This is a genomic window from Micromonospora globosa (assembly GCF_000717585.1).
Classification (GTDB): domain Bacteria; phylum Actinomycetota; class Actinomycetes; order Mycobacteriales; family Micromonosporaceae; genus Micromonospora; species Micromonospora aurantiaca.
In genome coordinates this window covers 137,942-156,122 of record NZ_JNZR01000011.1, presented here as the reverse complement: position 1 = coordinate 156,122, position 18,181 = coordinate 137,942, and the positions used below count along the sequence as shown (strand labels likewise).

At 72.4% G+C, this 18,181-nt stretch carries 18 protein-coding genes and 1 tRNA gene; 8 read left to right on the top strand and 11 right to left on the bottom strand.

All coding sequences use genetic code 11. The annotated features are described in order from the left end of the window. The first annotated feature begins 45 nt into the window (after nt 1–45). The 4 genes from IF06_RS0113270 (at nt 46) to IF06_RS0113255 (ending at nt 2,347) form a co-directional block, all read left to right on the top strand. Nucleotides 46–126 (top strand) — tRNA-Leu (locus tag IF06_RS0113270). Nucleotides 127–236: 110 nt separating this feature from the next. After that, nucleotides 237–1,094: a Bax inhibitor-1/YccA family membrane protein gene (locus IF06_RS0113265; RefSeq protein ID WP_013284113.1), complete on the top strand. Its 858-nt coding sequence runs from the start codon at nt 237–239 to the stop codon at nt 1,092–1,094. 125 nt (nt 1,095–1,219) lie between these two features. Continuing rightward, nucleotides 1,220–1,978 (top strand): Bax inhibitor-1/YccA family membrane protein, encoded by a 759-nt coding sequence (locus tag IF06_RS0113260; RefSeq protein ID WP_030271242.1) that lies wholly within the window; start codon nt 1,220–1,222, stop codon nt 1,976–1,978. 48 nt (nt 1,979–2,026) lie between these two features. Then, complete coding sequence (locus IF06_RS0113255; protein ID WP_013284115.1) at nt 2,027–2,347, top strand: hypothetical protein; 321 nt, start codon at nt 2,027–2,029, stop codon at nt 2,345–2,347. 108 nt (nt 2,348–2,455) lie between these two features. Here IF06_RS0113255 and IF06_RS0113250 read toward each other — a convergent pair whose 3' ends face one another. The 4 genes from IF06_RS0113250 to IF06_RS0113235 all read right to left on the bottom strand — a co-directional run bounded on the left by IF06_RS0113250 (nt 2,456) and on the right by IF06_RS0113235 (nt 7,193). Beyond that, nucleotides 2,456–3,940, bottom strand: coding sequence for a CYTH and CHAD domain-containing protein (locus IF06_RS0113250; protein ID WP_030271240.1), 1,485 nt, complete (start codon nt 3,938–3,940; stop codon nt 2,456–2,458). Nucleotides 3,941–3,980: 40 nt separating this feature from the next. Further along, entirely contained in the window at nt 3,981–5,243 is a 1,263-nt protein-coding gene (locus tag IF06_RS0113245; protein WP_013284117.1) for an acetyl-CoA C-acetyltransferase, read from the bottom strand. A gap of 58 nt (nt 5,244–5,301) precedes the next feature. Next, nucleotides 5,302–6,063: an SGNH/GDSL hydrolase family protein gene (locus IF06_RS0113240; protein ID WP_052166163.1), complete on the bottom strand. Its 762-nt coding sequence runs from the start codon at nt 6,061–6,063 to the stop codon at nt 5,302–5,304. An 83-nt stretch (nt 6,064–6,146) separates the two neighbouring features. Next, nucleotides 6,147–7,193, bottom strand: a complete 1,047-nt coding sequence (locus tag IF06_RS0113235) for an SGNH/GDSL hydrolase family protein (RefSeq protein WP_030271236.1) — start codon at nt 7,191–7,193, stop codon at nt 6,147–6,149. A gap of 141 nt (nt 7,194–7,334) precedes the next feature. On the opposite strand from IF06_RS0113235, the gene IF06_RS0113230 reads away from it, so the two are divergent. After that, complete coding sequence (locus tag IF06_RS0113230; RefSeq protein ID WP_013474058.1) at nt 7,335–7,691, top strand: YkvA family protein; 357 nt, start codon at nt 7,335–7,337, stop codon at nt 7,689–7,691. Nucleotides 7,692–7,767: 76 nt separating this feature from the next. Continuing rightward, the gene (locus IF06_RS0113225; protein ID WP_013474059.1) at nt 7,768–9,138 is read left to right on the top strand and encodes a cystathionine beta-synthase; all 1,371 of its coding nucleotides are present in this window, start codon (nt 7,768–7,770) and stop codon (nt 9,136–9,138) included. Between the two features lie 89 nt (nt 9,139–9,227). Here the strand turns inward: IF06_RS0113225 and IF06_RS0113220 are convergent, their stop codons facing one another. From IF06_RS0113220 to IF06_RS0113200, 5 genes are all read right to left on the bottom strand, one after another. Next, nucleotides 9,228–9,737, bottom strand: coding sequence for a GNAT family N-acetyltransferase (locus tag IF06_RS0113220; protein ID WP_030271234.1), 510 nt, complete (start codon nt 9,735–9,737; stop codon nt 9,228–9,230). Then, on the bottom strand, nt 9,734–10,663 hold the full coding sequence (locus tag IF06_RS0113215) for a ribonuclease Z (RefSeq protein WP_030271232.1): 930 nt from the start codon (nt 10,661–10,663) through the stop codon (nt 9,734–9,736). Before IF06_RS0113215 ends, IF06_RS0113220 begins: the two co-directional genes overlap by 4 nt. A 304-nt stretch (nt 10,664–10,967) precedes the next feature. After that, nucleotides 10,968–12,152: an osmoprotectant NAGGN system M42 family peptidase gene (locus IF06_RS0113210; RefSeq protein ID WP_013474062.1), complete on the bottom strand. Its 1,185-nt coding sequence runs from the start codon at nt 12,150–12,152 to the stop codon at nt 10,968–10,970. Further along, a complete protein-coding gene (ngg, locus tag IF06_RS0113205) occupies nt 12,149–13,987 on the bottom strand; it encodes an N-acetylglutaminylglutamine synthetase (RefSeq protein WP_013284125.1) in 1,839 nt (612 codons plus the stop codon). The genes IF06_RS0113210 and ngg overlap by 4 nt, the downstream gene beginning before the upstream one ends. Before the next feature lie 2 nt (nt 13,988–13,989). Further along, complete coding sequence (locus IF06_RS0113200) at nt 13,990–15,780, bottom strand: N-acetylglutaminylglutamine amidotransferase (protein WP_030271229.1); 1,791 nt, start codon at nt 15,778–15,780, stop codon at nt 13,990–13,992. Nucleotides 15,781–15,985: 205 nt separating this feature from the next. On the opposite strand from IF06_RS0113200, the gene IF06_RS0113195 reads away from it, so the two are divergent. Both IF06_RS0113195 and IF06_RS0113190 read left to right on the top strand, forming a co-directional pair. Then, the gene (locus IF06_RS0113195) at nt 15,986–16,453 is read left to right on the top strand and encodes a hypothetical protein (RefSeq protein ID WP_013474063.1); all 468 of its coding nucleotides are present in this window, start codon (nt 15,986–15,988) and stop codon (nt 16,451–16,453) included. After that, on the top strand, nt 16,450–16,803 hold the full coding sequence (locus IF06_RS0113190) for a hypothetical protein (RefSeq protein WP_030271227.1): 354 nt from the start codon (nt 16,450–16,452) through the stop codon (nt 16,801–16,803). The genes IF06_RS0113195 and IF06_RS0113190 overlap by 4 nt, the downstream gene beginning before the upstream one ends. Before the next feature lie 66 nt (nt 16,804–16,869). Here IF06_RS0113190 and msrA read toward each other — a convergent pair whose 3' ends face one another. Both msrA and IF06_RS0113180 read right to left on the bottom strand, forming a co-directional pair. Further along, on the bottom strand, nt 16,870–17,529 hold the full coding sequence (gene msrA / locus IF06_RS0113185) for a peptide-methionine (S)-S-oxide reductase MsrA (protein WP_013474064.1): 660 nt from the start codon (nt 17,527–17,529) through the stop codon (nt 16,870–16,872). A 76-nt stretch (nt 17,530–17,605) separates the two neighbouring features. Further along, nucleotides 17,606–18,019: an HIT family protein gene (locus IF06_RS0113180; RefSeq protein WP_013474065.1), complete on the bottom strand. Its 414-nt coding sequence runs from the start codon at nt 18,017–18,019 to the stop codon at nt 17,606–17,608. Between the last annotated feature and the right edge of the window lie 162 nt (nt 18,020–18,181).

The following is an 18,181-nucleotide window of genomic DNA, read 5'->3' as shown; positions in this document are numbered from 1 at the left end:
ACGGTGAGATCTGCACCGCCGCGTGTCGACGCGCCGGTGTCACCCGCCCGGGTGGTGGAACGGCAGACACGGCCGCCTTAAAAGCGGCTGCCGCAAGGCGTGCGGGTTCGACCCCCGCCCCGGGCACGTGAACTCTCAGCTTTCCCACAGCTAGCCGTAGCACGCGCGATTGCGGCCACGTCTACCCTGGAGTAGCACGTCTACGTGCGATCGACCCCCTGAGGGAGGCCTGAGAAGTGAAGACCTCGAACCCGGTGCTCGCCCGGCTCGGCCAGGCGGCAGAGCGTGAGCGGGCGGCCGGGTACGCCCAGCCCGGGCCGTACGGTCAGCCCGGATACCCCCAGCAGTACCCGCAGCAGCAGTACCCCCAGCAGCCCTACGCCCAGCCCTACCCGGGCGGCTACGGCCAGCCGGTGGCCCCGCCCACCGTGACCCCGATGACCCTCGACGACGTGGTCGTCAAGACGGTCCTCATGCTCGCCATCCTCGGCGCCTCGGCCGCAGCGGCCTGGGTGCTCGTGCCGGACTCGCTCGTCGGCGTCGCGTGGATCGGCGCCGCGGTCGTCGGCCTGGTGCTCGGCCTGATCATCTCGTTCTCGCGGATGGCCAACCCGGCGCTCGTCGTGGCGTACTCGGTCATCGAGGGCGTCTTCGTCGGCATGGTCAGCAAGGCGTTCGAGTCGCTCTACGACGGCATCGTGCTCCAGGCGGTCGTGGCCACGTTCGGCGTGTTCTTCCTGATGGCGATGATCTACAAGGCGCGGATCATCCGGGCCACGCCGAAGTTCGCCCGGATCATGGTGGCGATCATGGCCGGCCTGTTCGGCGTGATGCTGGTCAACCTGGTGCTGGCGCTGTTCGGCGTGAACACGCACCTGCGTGACGGCAGCCCGCTCGCGATCGGCTTCAGCCTGGTCTGCATCGTGGTGGCGTCGCTGAGCTTCGTGCTCAACTTCGCCGACATCGAGGAGGGGGTCCGGATGGGCCTCCCGCAGCGCTACTCCTGGACCGCCGCCTTCGGCATCGTGGTCGGCCTGGTCTGGCTCTACATCGAGATCCTGCGGCTGCTCAGCTACTTCCAGGGCGACGACTGACATCACGCCCTCCCCGACGACGCCCGCCTGCCGCATCCGCGGCGGCGGGCGTCGCCGTTTCCCCGTCCCCGCCGGACCGCCCGGGGCAGAGTGGGATCCGGGTACGTGGGCGGGAGGTGGTCACGGTGCGCAGTGCCAACCCGGTGCTGGACCGGCTGGACGACGTCGGCCGCGCCGAGCGGCAGGTGCTCGGGGTCGGGACCGCCGACACGATGACGGTGGCCGACGTGGTCAGCCGGACCGTGGGTCTGCTGCTGGTCACCGGCGTCACGGCGGCGGTGTCGTGGGTGGTGGTGCCGCAGGCCGCGTGGATCTCCGCCGCGCTCGCCGGGAGCGCGCTGGCCAGCCTCGCCCTGGTGCTCGTCATCTCGCTGAAGCAGATCACCAGCCCGCCGGTCGTCGTCGGGTACGCGGTGCTCCAGGGCCTGCTGCTCGGGGTGGCCAGCCGCGCCTTCGAGATGGTCTATCCGGGCATCGTGGCGCAGGCGGTGATCGGCACGTTCGGCGTCTTCCTCGGCATGGCCGTGCTCTACCGGGCCCGGCTGGTACGCGCCACCCCGCGCCTGGCCCGGCTGGTCATCGGCACGCTCGTCGGGATCGTGGCGATCGGCCTGGTCAACCTGGTCGCGTACCTGTTCACCGGGCGGCAGGGGGTGGTCGTCTACAGCCTCAGCGACAGGGTGGGCTGGTTGCCGTACCTGTTCTCGGTGGTGGCGATCATCGCGGGCGCGCTCAGTTTCATCCTCGACTTCGACCTGGTCGAGCGGTCGGCCGCGAACCGGCTGCCCCGCCGCTACGCCTGGTACTGCGCCTTCGGTCTGCTGGCCGGGCTGATCTTCCTGTACTGGCAGATCCTCCGCCTGCTCAGCTACGTACGCCGCTGACGCCGGCTGAGCACGCTCCGGCCTGGTGTCGCCGTAGACTCGGCGGCGATGAGCGCAGCGGAACTGGACCGGGCGGTGACCCTGCTGGTCCGACAGGTCGGGCACTGGCAGCAGCCGCGCTGGTCGGCCAAGGCGGACGGCGGCAACGTGTCCCGCGCCGACCTGGTGCACAAGCTGGTCCAGGAGATCGCCAACCTGGCCGCCGACGCGGCCGGTGAGCCGCGCCGCGAGGTGCCCCGCCTCCCCAGCGACCTGGCGCTGCCCGACCAGCTCCGCGTGGTCACCGCCGACCTGACGCTCGCCGACCCGCCCGAGCCGGTGCTCACCGAGGCCACCGCCCAGGTAACCCGAACCCGCACCGCCCTCTGACCCCCGCCCTTAGTCGCGTTGATCATGAGGTTGGCGGCGACAAAACGGACGCGGATCCCCGTCAACTTCATGATCGACGGAGTGGGGGACGGGGAGAAGGAGGGTCGGTCAGGGCTTGAGCCAGCGGCGTACCTTGCGGTGTCTTGACCGGTCGCGGGCCCGCAGGACCGCGGGGCGGTCGTGTCCGGCGGTCTCGGCCTGCCTCGCGTGCAGCAGGCCGTAGGTGAACGTGTTCTCGCCGTCGGCGTACGCCTGGAGCGCCTGCCGTCGCAGCACCTCCCGCGTGACCACCGAGTCCTGGTGGGTGCCGAGCAGATCCTGTAGCGCCTTGAACCGCTTCACCAGGCGGGCGGCCCGCTTGCCGGCGGCCGGCTCGCGCACCTCCACCGCGTAGCGGGCGGCCTTGAGCTTCTTCCGTGCCTCGTGCAGCGCGGCGTCCCCGTCCGGCCCGGCGGTGGCGAGCGCCCGGTCCAGCCGGGTGTCGGCGCGGCGCACCGCCTTGCGGATCCGGCGGTCCGTCCAGCGCCGGCCGACGTCGGCGGGCGGGGCGTCGGTCAGCCGGTCGAGGCGGGTCAGCAGGGCGGGATAGCGGTCGGAGTCCAGCGCGGACCGCAGCGCGGTGGTCGCCTCGGCCAGGTCGGCGGCGAACCGTTCGCCGATCCGCGCCGCCACCGGGCCGAGCACCAGCTCGTCCGGCAGCTCGTGCACCGCCTCGGTGAGCCGGGCGGCCATCACCTGGGTGTCGCGGACCCGGCCCAGCTCGCCGCCGAGGCGGCGCAGCTCGGCCCGGACCGCCTCGCTCTCGCGGCGGTCCCACAACCCCCGGAAGGTACGCAGGGTCGCCCGCAACCGGCGGGTCGCGACGCGCATGTCGTGGACCGCGTCCTCGTTTCCCTGGTACGCGGCCGCGTGGTTGCCGACGATCGCGTCCCGCTGTGCCCTGACGTACGCGAGGACCGGCGCCGCCGGGCCGTCCGGTTCCCGGTCGTCGAAGCGCTCGATCCGGCCGCCGACGGCCCGGTGCGACTTGCTGACCGTTACCTCGCGGGCGCCTGCCGCGCGCAGCTGCTCGCCGAGCGCGTCGAGCAGCGCCTCGTCGCCCTCGACCAGCTCGATCTCGATCTCGTGCCAGGTCCGCGCGGCGCCGTCCACCAGGTCCTCGGATCGGACGTCGTCCTCGGCCACCTCGGCAAGCACCCGGCCGTCCGCGCCCAGCAGCCGGTGTTCCCGGCGGCGGTTGACGACCCGGGCCGCCGGGGCGACAGGGCGACCGCGCGACGCACCGCGGATCAGCGCGACCAGCTCGGGCGGCGGGCCGTCGTCGGACGCCCCGGCGGGGAACTGGTGCTCGACCCGGGCGCCACCGACCGCGCCCACCTTGAGGTGCCAGCCCGCGTCGTGCCCACCGGTACGCCGGCGCAGCGCGTGCCCGCTGCGCAGCAGGAGCAGGTCGTCGGTGTCCCAGTAGACGGCGTCCAGATCCGAGACGGTGGCGTCGGACATGGTCACGACGCCACCGCACCCGGTCAGGTCGGGCAGCCGGAAACCCTCGTCGCCGGAGTACTTGCGCTCACGTTCCACGACGGCCGCCATGCGGCCTCCCGTACCCGGCCCGCGCACCGGCGAACCGGTCTCAGCTCAGTCGTTCGAGCACCATCGCCATGCCCTGGCCGCCGCCGACGCACATGGTCTCCAGACCGATGGTCTTGTCGTGCCACTCCAGCGCGTTGAGCAGCGTGCCGGTGATCCGGGCACCGGTCATGCCGAACGGGTGACCGACGGCGATCGCGCCACCGGCGACGTTCAGCTTCTCCTCCGGGATGCCGAGCTGCCGGTACGAGGGGATCACCTGGGCGGCGAACGCCTCGTTGATCTCGACCAGGTCGACGTCGTCGATGGTCATGCCGGCCCGCTTGAGCGCCTGCTTCGACGCCTCGACCGGGCCCAGACCCATGATCTCGGGGGAGAGCGCGGTGACACCGGTGGAGACGATCCGGGCCAGCGGGGTGAGCCCCAGCTCGGACGCGCGCTGCGCGCTCATGATCACCACGGCGGCGGCGCCGTCGTTGAGCGGGCAGCAGTTGCCAGCGGTGATCCGGCCGTCCGGGCGGAACACCGGCTTCAGACCGGCCACCGCCTCCAGTGTCACACCGGCACGCGGGCCGTCGTCGGTGCTGACCACCGTGCCGTCCGGCGTGGTGACCGGGGTGATCTCACGGGCCCAGAAGCCGTCAGCGATCGCCTTCTCGGCGAGGTTCTGGCTGCGGACGCCGAACGCGTCCATGTCCTCGCGGGTCACGTCGTACGCCTGGGCCAGGTTCTCCGCGGTCTGCCCCATGGCGAGGTAGATGTCGGGGAGCTGCCCGGCCTCGCGCGGGTCGGTCCACACCTCGGAGCCGCCCTGGGCGCGGGCCGCGGAACGCTCCCGGGCCTCGGCGAAGCGCGGGTTCTCCCAGCCGCCGCCGACGAGGGCCTGCGCCTCCGGCGGCAGCGTGTCCGAGTTGCCCCGCGCGTACCGGGAGACCATCTCCACACCGGCGGAGATGAACACGTCACCCTCACCGGCCCGAATCGCGTGCATCGCCATCCGGGTGGTCTGGAGCGAGGACGCGCAGTAGCGGGTCAGCGTGGCGCCGGGCAGGCCGTCCAGGCCCATCAGGGTGGCGACCACCCGGGCCATGTTGAAGCCCTGCTCGCCGCCGGGCAGACCGCACCCGAGGTAGAGGTCGTCGATGGTGGTGGGATCGAGCGCCGGGACCTTGTCGAGGGCGGCCTGGACGATGGTGGCGGCGAGGTCGTCCGGGCGGACCTCGCGGAGGGAACCCTTGAACGCGCGGCCGATGGGGGACCGGGCGGTGGCGACGATGACGGCGTCGCGGGGCGACTCAATCGGCATGAACCAACGTTAACGCGCGAGTAACATGCCCGGGAAGCCGCGAGGCGGGCGGGAAATGTCACCCCGTGGGCGGTCGCCGGTGGTGCCGGAACGCGACGGCCGCCGCGGCCTCGACCGCCGGGAGCAGGGCGTGCGCCCAGACCCGGTACCCGTCGGCCGACGGGTGGAAGCCGTCGTGGCAGAGCGTGCCCGCGTCCGCGCGGAACACCGGACCGGTCTCGGTGCCCAGGTCGACGACGGTTCCGCCGGCGTTCAGCACGGCCGCGGTCTGGGCCCGCGCCATCCGCCGCCCGGACCAGCCGAGCACCTGACGCAACGGTGCGGCGACCGCGCGTACCGCGCCGAGATCGGGGCACGTGCCCACCACCACCTCGACGTGCGCCTCCCGCAGACGGCGTACCGCCGAGCCGAGATAGGCCGCCGCGTCGCCGGGCCGGGACATCGCGGTGGCGTCGTTCGCCCCGATCAGCACCACAGCCACGTCCGGCCGCTCACCGAGCAGCGCCCGGGCCACCTGGGTGGCCAGGTCGGTGGCGCGCGAGCCGGAGACCCCCACGCTGGACAGCTGCACCCGGCGGCCGGTCGGCCCCTCGGCGAGCAGGTTGGCGAGCTGACCGCCGATGGTGTCCTCGAACCGGTCGACGCCCACGCCGAGCGCCGACGAGTCACCCAGCAGCACCAGCCGCAGCGGCGGGGCGTCCGCACGGCCGACCGTCGCGCGCAGCACCAGACCCAGCTCGGGCTGGGCGTACTCGCGGGTGCGGGCGGCGATGGCCTGGCCGGCGAGGACCGCCGCGCCGCCCACCGTCCCGGCCAGCATCGCTCATGACGTCACTCCGCTTCGCTCCGTGCCGCCATGAGGCACCTTCGCGCTGAGCCGGCCGATTCGCTCGCTGCGCTCGCTCATGCCGTTCCCTCCAGCGTTGCCGAGTCGGCGGCGCTGCCGGTCGGTGGCACCGCGCCGACGCCGAAGAAGGCCCGCCGGCGAAGCTGCGCCCACCGCCCGCCCGGTCCGCGGTCGCGACCCCGGAGCTGGGCGCCGCTGACCTCCGTGCCGGCGTGCCGGGCCGCCTGGTGGGCGGCCTCCGGGAGCGACCGTACGCCTTCCACGCCGGGCAGGACAGGCCTGCGTTCCGGGACCGCGCCCAACGCGGACAGCACGGTGGGCAGCAACGCCGCCGCGGCTATCGCGTACCCCTCGGCGGAGGGGTGGAACCGGTCCCAGGCGAACATCCGCCCGGGCTCGGCGGCGAACCGCGGCCCGAGCATGTCGCCGAGCGAGACGGCACGGCCGCCGGCCTCGACCACGCCCACCGTCTGCGCGGCGGCGAGCTGGCGGCTCCAGCGCCGGGCCAGCCAGCGCAGCGGCGGCTGGATCGGCCGGATGGTGCCCAGGTCGGGGCAGGTGCCGACGACCACCTCGCAGCCGGCCGCCCGGAGCGTACGGACCGCGTCGACCAGGTAGCGCACCGCTACCGAGAACGGTGAGCGGTTGGTGACGTCGTTGCCGCCGACCAGGATCACGGCCACGTCCGGCTCGACCTCCAGGGCGGATTCGACCTGCGGCTTCAGCCCTGAGGACAGCGCACCGACCACGGCGAACCGGTGCAGCCGGACCGGCCGGTGCAGGCGGCGGGACAGCCCGGTGGCCAGCAGCGAGCCCGGTGTCTCCCGGCGCCTGTGCACGCCGTACCCGGCCGCTGAGGAGTCGCCCAGGATGACCATGGTGATCGGCGGGCCGGGCAGTCTCGCGCCGTACACACCGTCGCAGCGCGGCGGCGGGGCCTGCGCCATCGGGATGGTGCGGCGGGCCTGCCGGGCCTGGCCGAGCAGCACCCCGCCGGTGGCGGCGGTGGCCGCCACCGTGGCGCCCGTGCCGATCGCCGCGAGGCGGGCGATCTGCCGGGCGCGCTGCCGGCGGACCGGCGCGACGGAACCAGCGTCCCCCATGAACCGACAGTATCGCGCCGGTACGACCACTGCTGTCCTTGATCGGATGGCTGGGCGGTGCCCGGATCGGGTACCGATGGGTGCAGCGGACGCGGGCTTGCCACCGGGCCGCACCATGGTCGGGCGGAGAGGGGCGAAATCATGGGGAAGACGTTGAAGCGCAGTGCCGCGTTCGCGGCGCTGGCCCGGGCGCTGGCGGCGGGCACGCGGGGCGGGCCGTCGCTCGGGGCACGGCTGGCGGCGCTGCCGCGGATGATCCGCGCGACCACCAGGGGCGAGTACGACGGTGGCCTGCGCCTGGCGCTGATGGCCGGGGCGACGGCGTACATCGTCTCCCCGATCGACCTGCTCCCGGAGATCCCGCTGGCGATCTTCGGGCTGGCCGACGACGCGGTCATGGTCACCTGGCTGGCGGGCAGTGTGCTCGCCGAGACCGAGCGGTTCCTGGAGTGGGAGGCACGTCGCAGCTCCGTCATCCCCGGGCATGTGGTGCCCTGACGGCACGTACGCTGGTCGGCGAACTGACGGCTGACCGACCGCCCCACGACGGCGGCGCGACGAAGGGCACAACGAGGTGCAGTACTACGACAACGTCGTCGAGCTGATCGGCAACACCCCGCTGGTACGCCTGCGCAACGTCACCGAGGGCATTCAGGCCACCGTGCTGGCGAAGGTGGAGTATGTGAACCCGGGCGGCTCGGTCAAGGACCGGATCGCGATGCGCATGGTGGAGGACGCCGAGAAGGCGGGCATCCTGCGGCCGGGCGGCACGATCGTGGAGCCGACCAGCGGCAACACGGGCGTCGGGCTGGCCCTGGTGGCCCAGCTCAAGGGCTACCGCTGCGTCTTCGTCTGCCCCGACAAGGTCAGCCAGGACAAGCAGGACGTGCTGCGCGCGTACGGCGCCGAGGTGGTGGTCTGCCCGACCGCCGTCGCGCCGGAGGACCCGCGCTCCTACTACAACGTCTCCGACCGGCTGGCCCGGGAGATCCCCGGCGCGTGGAAGCCCAACCAGTACAGCAACCCGGCCAACCCGCGCTCGCACTACGAGACCACCGGTCCGGAGCTGTGGCGGCAGACCGAGGGGAAGATCACCCACTTCGTCGCGGGCGTCGGCACCGGCGGCACCATCTCCGGCATCGGCCGCTACCTCAAGGAGGCGTCCGAGGGCCGGGTCAAGGTGATCGGCGCGGACCCGGAGGGCTCGGTCTACTCGGGCGGCACCGGCCGGCCGTACCTGGTCGAGGGCGTCGGTGAGGACTTCTGGCCGGAGACGTACGACCGGGGGATCGCCGACGAGATCGTCGAGGTGTCGGACAAGGAGTCCTTCGAGATGACCCGCCGGCTGGCCCGCGAGGAGGGTCTGCTGGTCGGCGGCTCCTGCGGCATGGCAGTGGTGGGCGCGCTGGAGGTGGCCCGCAAGGCCGGCCCGGACGACGTGATCGTGGTGCTGCTGCCGGACGGCGGCCGGGGCTACCTGTCGAAGATCTTCAACGACAAGTGGATGGCCCGGTACGGCTTCCTTGACGACTCGGGCACCGAGCCGACCGTCGCCGACGCGCTCACCGGCAAGCCCGGTGGCCTGCCCGAGCTGGTGCACGTGCACCCGACCGAGACGGTCCGCGACGCCATCGACTACATGCGCGAGTACGGGGTCTCCCAGCTCCCGGTGCTCAAGGCCGAGCCGCCGGTGGTGACCGGTGAGGTGGCCGGCTCGATCGCCGAGAAGGACCTGCTCGACGCGCTGTTCACCGGCCAGGCCCACCTGCACGACACGATCGAGCGGCACATGGGCGAGCCGCTGCCGATGATCGGCGGCGGTCAGCCGGTGAGCGAGGCGGTCGGACTGCTGGAGAAGGCGGACGCGGCGCTGGTGCTGGTCGACGGCAAGCCCAAGGGCGTGCTGACCCGCCAGGACCTGCTGGCCCACCTCGGCGCCCGCTGACCCTGCGGTGTAAGGAAGGGCCCCCTTTTAACACTCGGTGTTAAAAGGGGGCCCTTCCTCTACCGGAGGCGTTAAGAAGGGGCCCTTCCTTACAAGCGGCGGGCGTAGCGGAGCTGGGGGACGAGCGCGCGGCCGATGTGCTCGTCCCGCTGCTCACCGGTGGCGGTCCAGCCGCCGCGCTCGTAGAACCCCCGCGCGACGGCGTTGTCCCGCAGCACCCACAGCACCGCGCGCGTCCATCCCCGGGCCCGCATCGCGTCGAGCGCGTCCACCATCAGCGCCCGCCCGGTGCCCCGGCCGCGCTCGGACGGCTCCAGGTGGATCGCGTTGAGCAGCCCGGTCGCCGGGTCGCCCTCGTCGTCCGGCCCGAGGTAGCTGAAGCCCACCAGCCGCCCGTCCCGCTCGGCCACCGTCATCCGGTGGTCGGCGCCCTCCCAGGTCAGCCGCTCCACCCAGTAACGGCCCATCGCCTCGGGCGTCGGGTCGGCCAGCGCCTCGGGCGGCAGGAACGACGAGTACGCCGCCGTCCGTGAACGCTGGTGCAGGGCGCCGACCGCCATCAGGTCGGCCTCGGTCGCGGAACGTAGGGAGATCGTCACCCGGGCGACGGTACCCGCCGGGGCGGCACCTGCACCGTCTGGAGATCCTCGGCGATCACCAGATCACTGGAGAAGTGCTCCCGGGCCTCGTCGTGGAACCGGCGCGGGTCGGCGTACCGCTGGGAGAAGTGGGTGAGCACGAGCGTGCGTACCCCCGACTCGGCCGCCACCCGCGCGGCCTGACCGGCGGTGAGGTGCCCGACCTCGGCGGCGAGCGCCGCCTCGGACTCCAGGAACGTCGACTCGATCACCAGCAGGTCGGCGTGCTCGGCCAGCGCGTACACGCCGTCGCAGAGCCCGGTGTCCATCACGAACGCGAACCGCTGCCCCGGCCGGGTCACGCTCACCTCGTCCCGGGTGACGCGGCGTCCGTCGCGGTCCAGGTGCCCGTCGCGCAGCAGCCGTCCCACGTCCGGACCGGCGATGCCGTACGCGGCCAGCCGCTCCGGCAGCATCCGGCAGCCGTCCGGCTCGACCAGGCGGTACCCGTACGTCTCGATCGGGTGCCGCAGCCGGCGGGCCTCCAGCCTGCCGATGCCCAGCGTGATCCGCTGCCCGTCGGCGTCGATCGGCTCGACGGCGAGTTCGGCGGTCTCGTAGAAGCTGGAGGCGTGGCGCAGCCGGGCGAAGTACTCGGCGCCGCCGGCCGGGAAGTGCACAGCCACCGGGCGCGGTACGCGGTCGAGCGAGAGCCGCTGGATCATGCCGGGCAGGCCGAGGCAGTGGTCGCCGTGGAAGTGGGTGACGCAGATCCGGGTCAGGTCGGTGGCGGTGACCCCGGTGTGCAGCATCTGCCGCTGGCTGCCCTCGCCCGGGTCGAAGAGGATCACCTCGTCGTCCCAGCGCAGCAGGTAGCCGTTGTGGTTGCGTTGCCGGGTCGGGGCCTGGCTGGCCGTACCGAGCACCACCAGCTCACGCATGGACACGGCATCCTCCGGAAGGCAAAAAGCGACCCCCGGGGCTTCCGCGCTCACGCGCGGGCCGGCTGGACTGGGCCGGCACCCCGGGGGTCGGGTGGCTGTCGTGGTTTCGCCGCACCGCTGCCACACGGTCTCGACGATCGTGCATGCCCGCCTCGCGGCGGACGAGTTTTCACTGTCGAGGACAGCGGCTAGCGGACAGCCACCTCACGAGTCCGATTGCTATACAAGTCTGGACCACCTCCTTTCCCGTGTACCGCCACGCTATCCACTTCCCGGCGGCCGCGGCAACGGATTTCGATCACAGGCGTCAGTCCAGGCCGATCGGGCCCTCGCGCGGGCCCTCTTCATTCGCCGGCTGCACTGCGAGCGACGGGAAGTCGGCCAGGTCGCCCTCCGGCTCGGCGTCCCACTCGGGGAAGACCAGCGGGCTCTGGAGGTAGAGGCAGAGCAGCTGGGTGAGCTGGTGCAGACCGTCGAGGTGGGTGCGTTCGTGGCCGTGGGTGGCGTCCACGCCGAAGCCGAGCAGCGCCACCCGGGCGTGCGCCCCGGCCTCGACCGCGGCGGCCACGTCCGAGCGGTAGTAGTCGAACACGTCGCGGACCAGGTCGACGCCGTGCTCCTTGGCGATCGAGGCGAGGTTGCGGGTCAGGTGGTAGTCGAACGGGCCGACCCCGTCGCCCATCGCCAGCGTCGCGGCGGTCTCCCGGGACTGCTGGCCCGGCGCGACCACAGCCGCGTCCACCGAGACGATCTCCGCGACGTCCGGGTCCAGCCCGTGGCTGGCGCCATGACCGATCTCCTCGGTGACGGTGACCAGCAGGTGCGCGGTGACCGCCGGGGTGACACCGGCGTCGACCATCGCCTTGAACGCGGTCAGCACCGCCGCCACGCCCGCCTTGTCGTCCAGGTGCCGGGACTTGACGTACCCGTTCGGGGTGATGGTCGGGTTGGGCAGGAACGCGACGAAGTCCCCGGCGTCGATGCCGAGCGCCCGCAGCCCGGCCTCGTCGTGTACGGGCTCGTCCACCCGCACCTCGACCAGTTCCCAGCCGACGCCCTGGAGGTCGACCGCCTCGTTGTAGCGGTGGCCGCTCGCCTTCAGTGGCAGCACCTGGCCGGTGACCACCCGGTCCAGGTCGTCGGTGAAGATCCGCACATGGGCGCCCTCGGCGAAGCGGGCGCTGTGCGTACCGATCGGGTTGACCTCCAGCCGGCCGTTCTCCTTGAGCCGCTTCACCATGCCACCGATGGTGTCGGTGTGCACCACCACGGCCCGGTCGGCGCCGGTCGACCGGGGGCCGGGCAGACAGGCGCTCAGCGCCCCGCGACGGGTCAGCGTGGAGCTGATCCCGATCGCGGAGAGCCGCTCGCCCACGTACTGCTGGATGTGGTCGGTGCGCCCCGACGGGCTGGGGATCTCCAGCAGCTCCACCAGCACCTGGCGGAGGTAGTCGAGGTCGAGCTTGAGCGGTTGGGGTTTGCGTGCGGTCATGCCCCAGAGCCTGCCGCACCGGCCGGCGACCAGAGTCGCTGCGGTGCCCGGGTACCCGGGAAGAGCAGGTCGACGAAGCGCTCGGCGGTCGGCTGCGGCTCGTGGTTGGCCAGTCCGGGCCGCTCGTTCGCCTCGATGAACACGTGTTCCGGCCGGTCGGGGGCGGGGACCAGCAGGTCCAGCCCGGTGACCGGGATGTCCAGCGCCCGGCTGGCAGTGACGCACGCCTCGGCGATCGCCGGGTGCAGCTCGGCTGTCACGTCGTGGATCGTGCCGCCGGTGTGCAGGTTGGCCGTCCGCCGGACCGCCAGCACCTCGCCCTCCGGGAGCACGTCGTGCATCCGGTACCCGGCCTCCGCCACCACCTCACGGGTCATGTCGTCGACCGGGATGCGGGACTCACCGCCGGTGGCCGCCGCCCGGCGCCGGCTCTGCCGCTCGATCAGCTCGGTGATGTCGTGCACGCCGTCGCCCGTGATCTGCGCGGGCCGACGCACCGCGGCGGCGACCACCTCGTGGTCGATCACCACGACCCGCAGGTCCTCGCCCGCGCGCAGCTCCTCGATCAGCACGTCCGGGCAGAACCGGCGGGCCAGCTCGACGGCCGCGGTGAGGGCCTCCGGCGTACGCACGCCGACGGTGATGCCGTTGCCCTGCTCGCCCCGCGCCGGCTTGACCACCACCGGACCCACATCGTTCAGGAACGCCACGTCGTCGGGCTCACCGGTGGCGGTACGCCCGCGCGGCACCGACAGCCCCGCCTCGGTGAGGATGCGCCGGGTCACCCGCTTGTCGTCGCAGCGGCTCATCGCCACCGCCGAGGTCAGCTCCGACAGCGACTCGCGGGTGTGGATGGTCCGGCCGCCGGTGGTCAGCTTCAGCTCACCCCAGTGCGGGTCGGTCACCTCGACCCGGATGCCGCGGCGCATCGCCTCGTCCGCGACGATCTTCGCGTACGGGTTCAGCTCGTCGTACCCCTCGGGCATGGCGGGCAGGAACAGGCGCTCGTTGATCGGGTTCTTCCGCTTCACGCAGAGCGTGCCGGTGCGGTGGAAGCCGAGGCGCTCGTACAGCCGGATCGCGCCCGAGTTCTCGGCCAGCACGGACAGGTCCACGAACGCCCGGCCGCGCTCGTCGAGCCGGTCGGCGAGCGCGGTGAGCAGCGCCTGCCCGGTGCCGGGCGGGGCGGTGTTGAAGTCGACTGTGAGGCACCACAGGCTGGCGCCCTTCTCCGGGTCGCCGAAGACCGCGACGTGGTCCACGCCGGTGATGGTGCCGACCACCTCACCCGTGGTGTCCTCGGCCACCAGGTGCAGGAACCGGTCCGTGCCGGCGTTGTCCACCAGCACCTCGACCGGTGCGGTGACCATGCCGTTGCGCGCGTAGATCCGGTTCACCGCCTCGGCGTCGGCGGCGTCGCGCAGCGGCCGGACGGTCAGCCCGGGGACCTCGCCACCCTCGGTGGCGGCGGGCCGCTTCTCGCCCAGCGGCAGCCGGTACGTCAGCGACGGGTCGATGAACAGCTCGTCCGGCAGCCGGGACACCAGCACGTGCGGGTCGCGCAGGTAGATGCAGATGTCACGGGCGCCGACCGCCTCGGAGCGCAGCACGTCGGCCACGTGCACCTGGTCGTCGAACGTCTGCCCGAACACCAGCCGGCCCCAGCCGCAGTCCAGCACCACGCCCGAGGCGTCGGCGGACGCGGTCTCCGGCTGCCGCGGCTCCGGCGTACCCGGTGCGACCGGGTCACCGCCGGGGCCGGTGAGTTCCCGGCGCCGGCCCAGCACCCGTTCCCGGTCGGTACGCGCCGTTCCGGTGGCGAGGGTGTCCGTCACGGTCAGTCGATTCCGTGGCTCTGGAGCCACATTTCCAGGAGTCCCAGTTGCCACAGCTTGTTTCCGTTCAACGGGGTCAGTTCGGCATTCGGGTCGGCGAGCAGCGCGTCGACGTAGTCGGCGCGGAACAGGTCGCGACGGCGCGCCTCGGGCGCGGTCAGCGCGTCGCGTACCCGGTCGAGGAGCTTGCCCTCCAGGTGGGTGAGTCCGGGCACCGGGAAGTAGCCCTTGGGCCGGTCGATGACCTCGTGCGGCAGGACCCGGCGCCCGATCTCCTTGAGTACGCCCTTGCCGCCCTGGGCCAGCTTCAGCTCCGGCGGGCAGCTCGCGGCCAGCTCGACGAACTCGTGGTCGAGGAACGGCACCCGGGCCTCCAGCCCGTGCGCCATGGTCATGTTGTCGACCCGCTTCACCGGGTCGTCGGTCAGCATGACCTGGGTGTCGATCCGCAGGCCCGCGTCGACGGCGGTCTGCGCGCCCGCGTGGCCCAGGTGCGCGGCCACGAACTCCCGCGCCGGGTCGCCGTCGGCCAGCCACGCCGGGTTGAGCACCCGGGCCAGTCCGGCCGCGTCGCGGTCGAAGAACGCCTTCGCGTACGTCTCGAGCGCCTGCTCCCGGTCCACCCCGGCGAGCGGCGGGTACCAGTGGTAGCCACCGAGGATCTCGTCCGCGCCCTGGCCCGACTGCACCACCTTGACGTGCCGCGCGACCTCCTGGCTGAGCAGCCAGAACGCCACGCAGTCGTGGCTGACCATGGGTTCGCTCATGGCCGCGACGGCGGATTCCAGCGGCGGCAGCAGGTCACCGGTGGGCACCCGGATCTGGTGGTGGTCGGTGCCGAACGTCTTCGCGACCAGGTCGGAGTAGACGAACTCGTCGCCCTCCCGGCCGCCGACCGCGTCGAAGCCGATGGAGAACGTGGCCAGGCCGGACCGGGCCTGCCCCTCGCCGGCGAGCAGCGCGACGACCAGGCTGGAGTCGAGGCCGCCGGAGAGCAGCACGCCCACCGGCACGTCGGCCACCATGCGGCGGCGTACGGCTGTGGTCAGCGAGTCGAGCAGCGCGTCCTGCCAGTCCCGCTCGGACCAGCCGGCCCGCTCGGCGGCGCGGCTGAACGCCGGATCCCAGTACACCCGCTCGTGGGTGGAGCCGTCCGCCTCGTACACCCGGACCGTGGCCGGCGGCAGCTTGGTGACGCCGGCCAGGATCGTGCGCGGCGGCGGCACGATGCTGTGGAAGCTCAGGTAGTGGGCGAGCGCCACCCGGTCGATGGTGGTGTCGATGCCGCCACCGGCGAGCAGCGCCGGCAGGGTCGAGGCGAACCGCACCACGCCGGGGCTCTCGGCCAGGTAGAGCGGCTTGATGCCGAGGCGGTCCCGGGCCAGCACCAGGCGACCGGTGTCGCGCTCGCTGATCGCCACCGCGAACATGCCGATCAGGTGGTCGACGAAGTCGAGACCCCACTCGGCGTACGCCTTGACCACGACCTCGCTGTCACCGGACGAGAAGAACCGGTGGCCCTTGGCCTGCAGCTCGGCGCGCAGCTCTCGATAGTTGTAGATGCAGCCGTTGAAGACACCGGTGAGCCCGGCGGCGGCGTCCACGATGGGTTGGCCGCTCGCCGCGGACAGGTCGATGATCTTCAGGCGCCGGTGTCCCAGCGCGGTCGGGCCCTGCGACCAGACGCCGCTGTCGTCGGGCCCTCGGTCACTCATCGTGGCCGCCATCCGCTCCACGGCCGAGACGTCGGCGCGTGAACCGTCACGGCGGAACTCTCCCGCAAGTCCGCACATACGAGCCAATGCTGCCAGAGCTTGTTGCAGTTCGCCTGTTGAGACGATGACGAACGTGTGACAGCTTGCTACGATGCGCCGTCACGCAGGGTGGTCACCTGTCACGCCTTCGGTTCCTGCCTCGCTCCACCCGATGTCGGGATTCGGCTCCCGCGAGGGTGTGAGGAATGCCGCAGCGCGCTACTTCTGAAGTAGTGTTGATGTCATGTCGATGCCCTTGGAGTCCGTGCCGTTCTCCGAGTTGCTGCGCCAGCCGACGGAAACCGCGGAGCGGCTGGCTCGTACTCGGGCACTGCGGCTACGTCGCCGCGACGCCGCCGACCTGGTGCTGATGTCCGCCGAACGGGCAGAGGCCGAGGGGGAGGTGGTCGATTTGACCGCGCGGCTGCTGGCCGGCCTGGCGCGGCGAGAGCCGGCCCTGGTCCGCGAGACGCTTCCGACCGTGCTGCCCTGGATGCGGTTCCTGCCGCAGGGGGACGCCGAGCAGATGACCGACGAGTTCATCGCCACGGCCGAGGCCGCAGCGGCCGTCGGCAGCACCGCGGCGGTGTCCCAGCTGCTCGCGGAATGGCGGCACACCGCCGAGGTTCACGCCGATCCCGATCTGCATCGGATCCTGGCCGCGCCCAGCGCCGACGACTTCGGGCCGGTCACGCGCCCGACCGACGAGTGAGCGCGAAGCGCGGCGACCGCGCCGCCCCGCCACCCCGGCCAGGTGGGTACACCCTGCGGTTCGCCACCAATGACGCGGCCAAGGGCTGGGAGGAGCTGTGCCGGCAGGCTGCGGCCAACACTCGCGGCGCGTTCGACGCGATCGAGGCGCACCCCTGCCCGTCCCCGCCGACCAGCCGCCAGCACCCCCTCAAGGGTTCCCTCGCCACTGCGGTGCACAACGGTAGGGCCCTGCCGCAGTGGCAGTACGAGGTCACCGCCGGCGGCCGCGTCTGGTACCTGGTCGATGACCAGACCCGGACCTGCTGGATCAAGCACGCCGGCACCGGCCATCCCCGAGCCACCGATTGACCGCAGTGCGTTCGGGCCCTCGTCCCTGGAGGACGAGGGCCCGAGTGGGGCAGTGCTCGGGTCTGGCTACGCGGTGCGGGCCACGCCGACCGGGCAGCTCAGCCCGTTCGGTCCGTGGTTGCAGTAGCCGTTCGGGTTCTTCGTCGGAGCCAGGTACTGCTGGTGGTAGTCCTCGGCGAAGTAGTAGTCGCCGAGCGGCGCGATCTCGGTGGTGATCTCACCCTTGCCGGCCCGCTCCACGATCGGCGCGAACGCGTCCCGCGACGCCTTGGCGGCGGCGAGCTGCTCGTCGGTCGTGGTGTAGATCGCCGAGCGGTACTGGGTGCCCACGTCGTTGCCCTGGCGCATGCCCTGGGTCGGGTCGTGGTTCTCCCAGAACACCTTGAGCAGGTCCTCGTAGGCGATCTTCGACGGGTCGTAGACCACCTGGACCACCTCGGCGTGCCCGGTCATGCCCGAGCAGACCTCCTCGTACGTCGGGTTGGTGGTGTACCCGCCCGCGTAACCGGCCGACGTGGTGATCACGCCGGGGAGGGTCCAGAACAGCCGCTCGGCGCCCCAGAAGCAGCCCATGCCGAAGACGGCGACCTGCGCGCCCTCGGGGAACGGGCCCTTCAGCGAGGACGGCAGCACCTCGTGCCGGTCGGCGATCGGCATCGCGATCGGGCGGCCCGGCAGGGCCTGGTCAGGAGAGATCATTTCGGCCTTCATGCGGCGGAGGAACACGGTGGGACTCCTCTCTTGGCTTTCCCAGCGTGTGCAACATCGTCGGCCCCGGGTTCCTTACCCGCCCACGTCGGCGTCAGGCCAGCGCCGCCGAGATCCGCCCGGCGAACTCCGTCGCCTCGGCGTCGTCGGCGTACCGCGTACGCGGCCAGAAGAAGCCGCGCAGCCCGTCGCCCTTGGTCCGGGGCACCACGTGGGTGTGCAGGTGCGGTACGGACTGGGACACCCGGTTGTTCATCGCCACGAACGTCCCACCGGAGCCCAGACCGGACTCCACGGCCACGGCGATGCGCTGCACCAGCCGGAAGTAGCCGGGCAGCGCGTCGGCGGGCAGGTCGGACAGGGTGACCAGGTGGGTGCGGGGCACCACCAGCACGTGGCCCTTGAACACCGGCCGGGTGTCGAGGAACGCGACGCCGTCCGGCTCGTCGGTCACCCGGAAGGCCGGCACCTCGCCCGCCACGATCCCGCAGAACACACACCCGCTCACGAGCTCACCCTGGGCCCCACCCGGCCACCCCACCTCCGGGCGAGCGTGATCATGAGGTTGGCGGCGACAAATCGGACCGTGACCGCCGTCAACCTCATGATCGACGAGAAGCCGGCAGTGGGGCGAGGTCGGGCGGTCGCCGCTCCCACAGCTGGATCACCC

Coding starts and splice junctions, on each gene's coding strand:
- IF06_RS0113255 (WP_013284115.1), top strand. CDS start 2,027: ATGAGCGCAGCGGAACTGGACCGGGCGGTGACCCTGCTGGTCCGACAG.
- IF06_RS0113250 (WP_030271240.1), bottom strand. CDS start 3,940: ATGGCGGCCGTCGTGGAACGTGAGCGCAAGTACTCCGGCGACGAGGGT.
- IF06_RS0113245 (WP_013284117.1), bottom strand. CDS start 5,243: ATGCCGATTGAGTCGCCCCGCGACGCCGTCATCGTCGCCACCGCCCGG.
- IF06_RS0113240 (WP_052166163.1), bottom strand. CDS start 6,063: ATGCTGGCCGGGACGGTGGGCGGCGCGGCGGTCCTCGCCGGCCAGGCC.
- IF06_RS0113235 (WP_030271236.1), bottom strand. CDS start 7,193: ATGGGGGACGCTGGTTCCGTCGCGCCGGTCCGCCGGCAGCGCGCCCGG.
- IF06_RS0113230 (WP_013474058.1), top strand. CDS start 7,335: ATGGGGAAGACGTTGAAGCGCAGTGCCGCGTTCGCGGCGCTGGCCCGG.
- IF06_RS0113210 (WP_013474062.1), bottom strand. CDS start 12,152: ATGACCGCACGCAAACCCCAACCGCTCAAGCTCGACCTCGACTACCTC.
- IF06_RS0113200 (WP_030271229.1), bottom strand. CDS start 15,780: ATGTGCGGACTTGCGGGAGAGTTCCGCCGTGACGGTTCACGCGCCGAC.
- IF06_RS0113195 (WP_013474063.1), top strand. CDS start 15,986: ATGTCGATGCCCTTGGAGTCCGTGCCGTTCTCCGAGTTGCTGCGCCAG.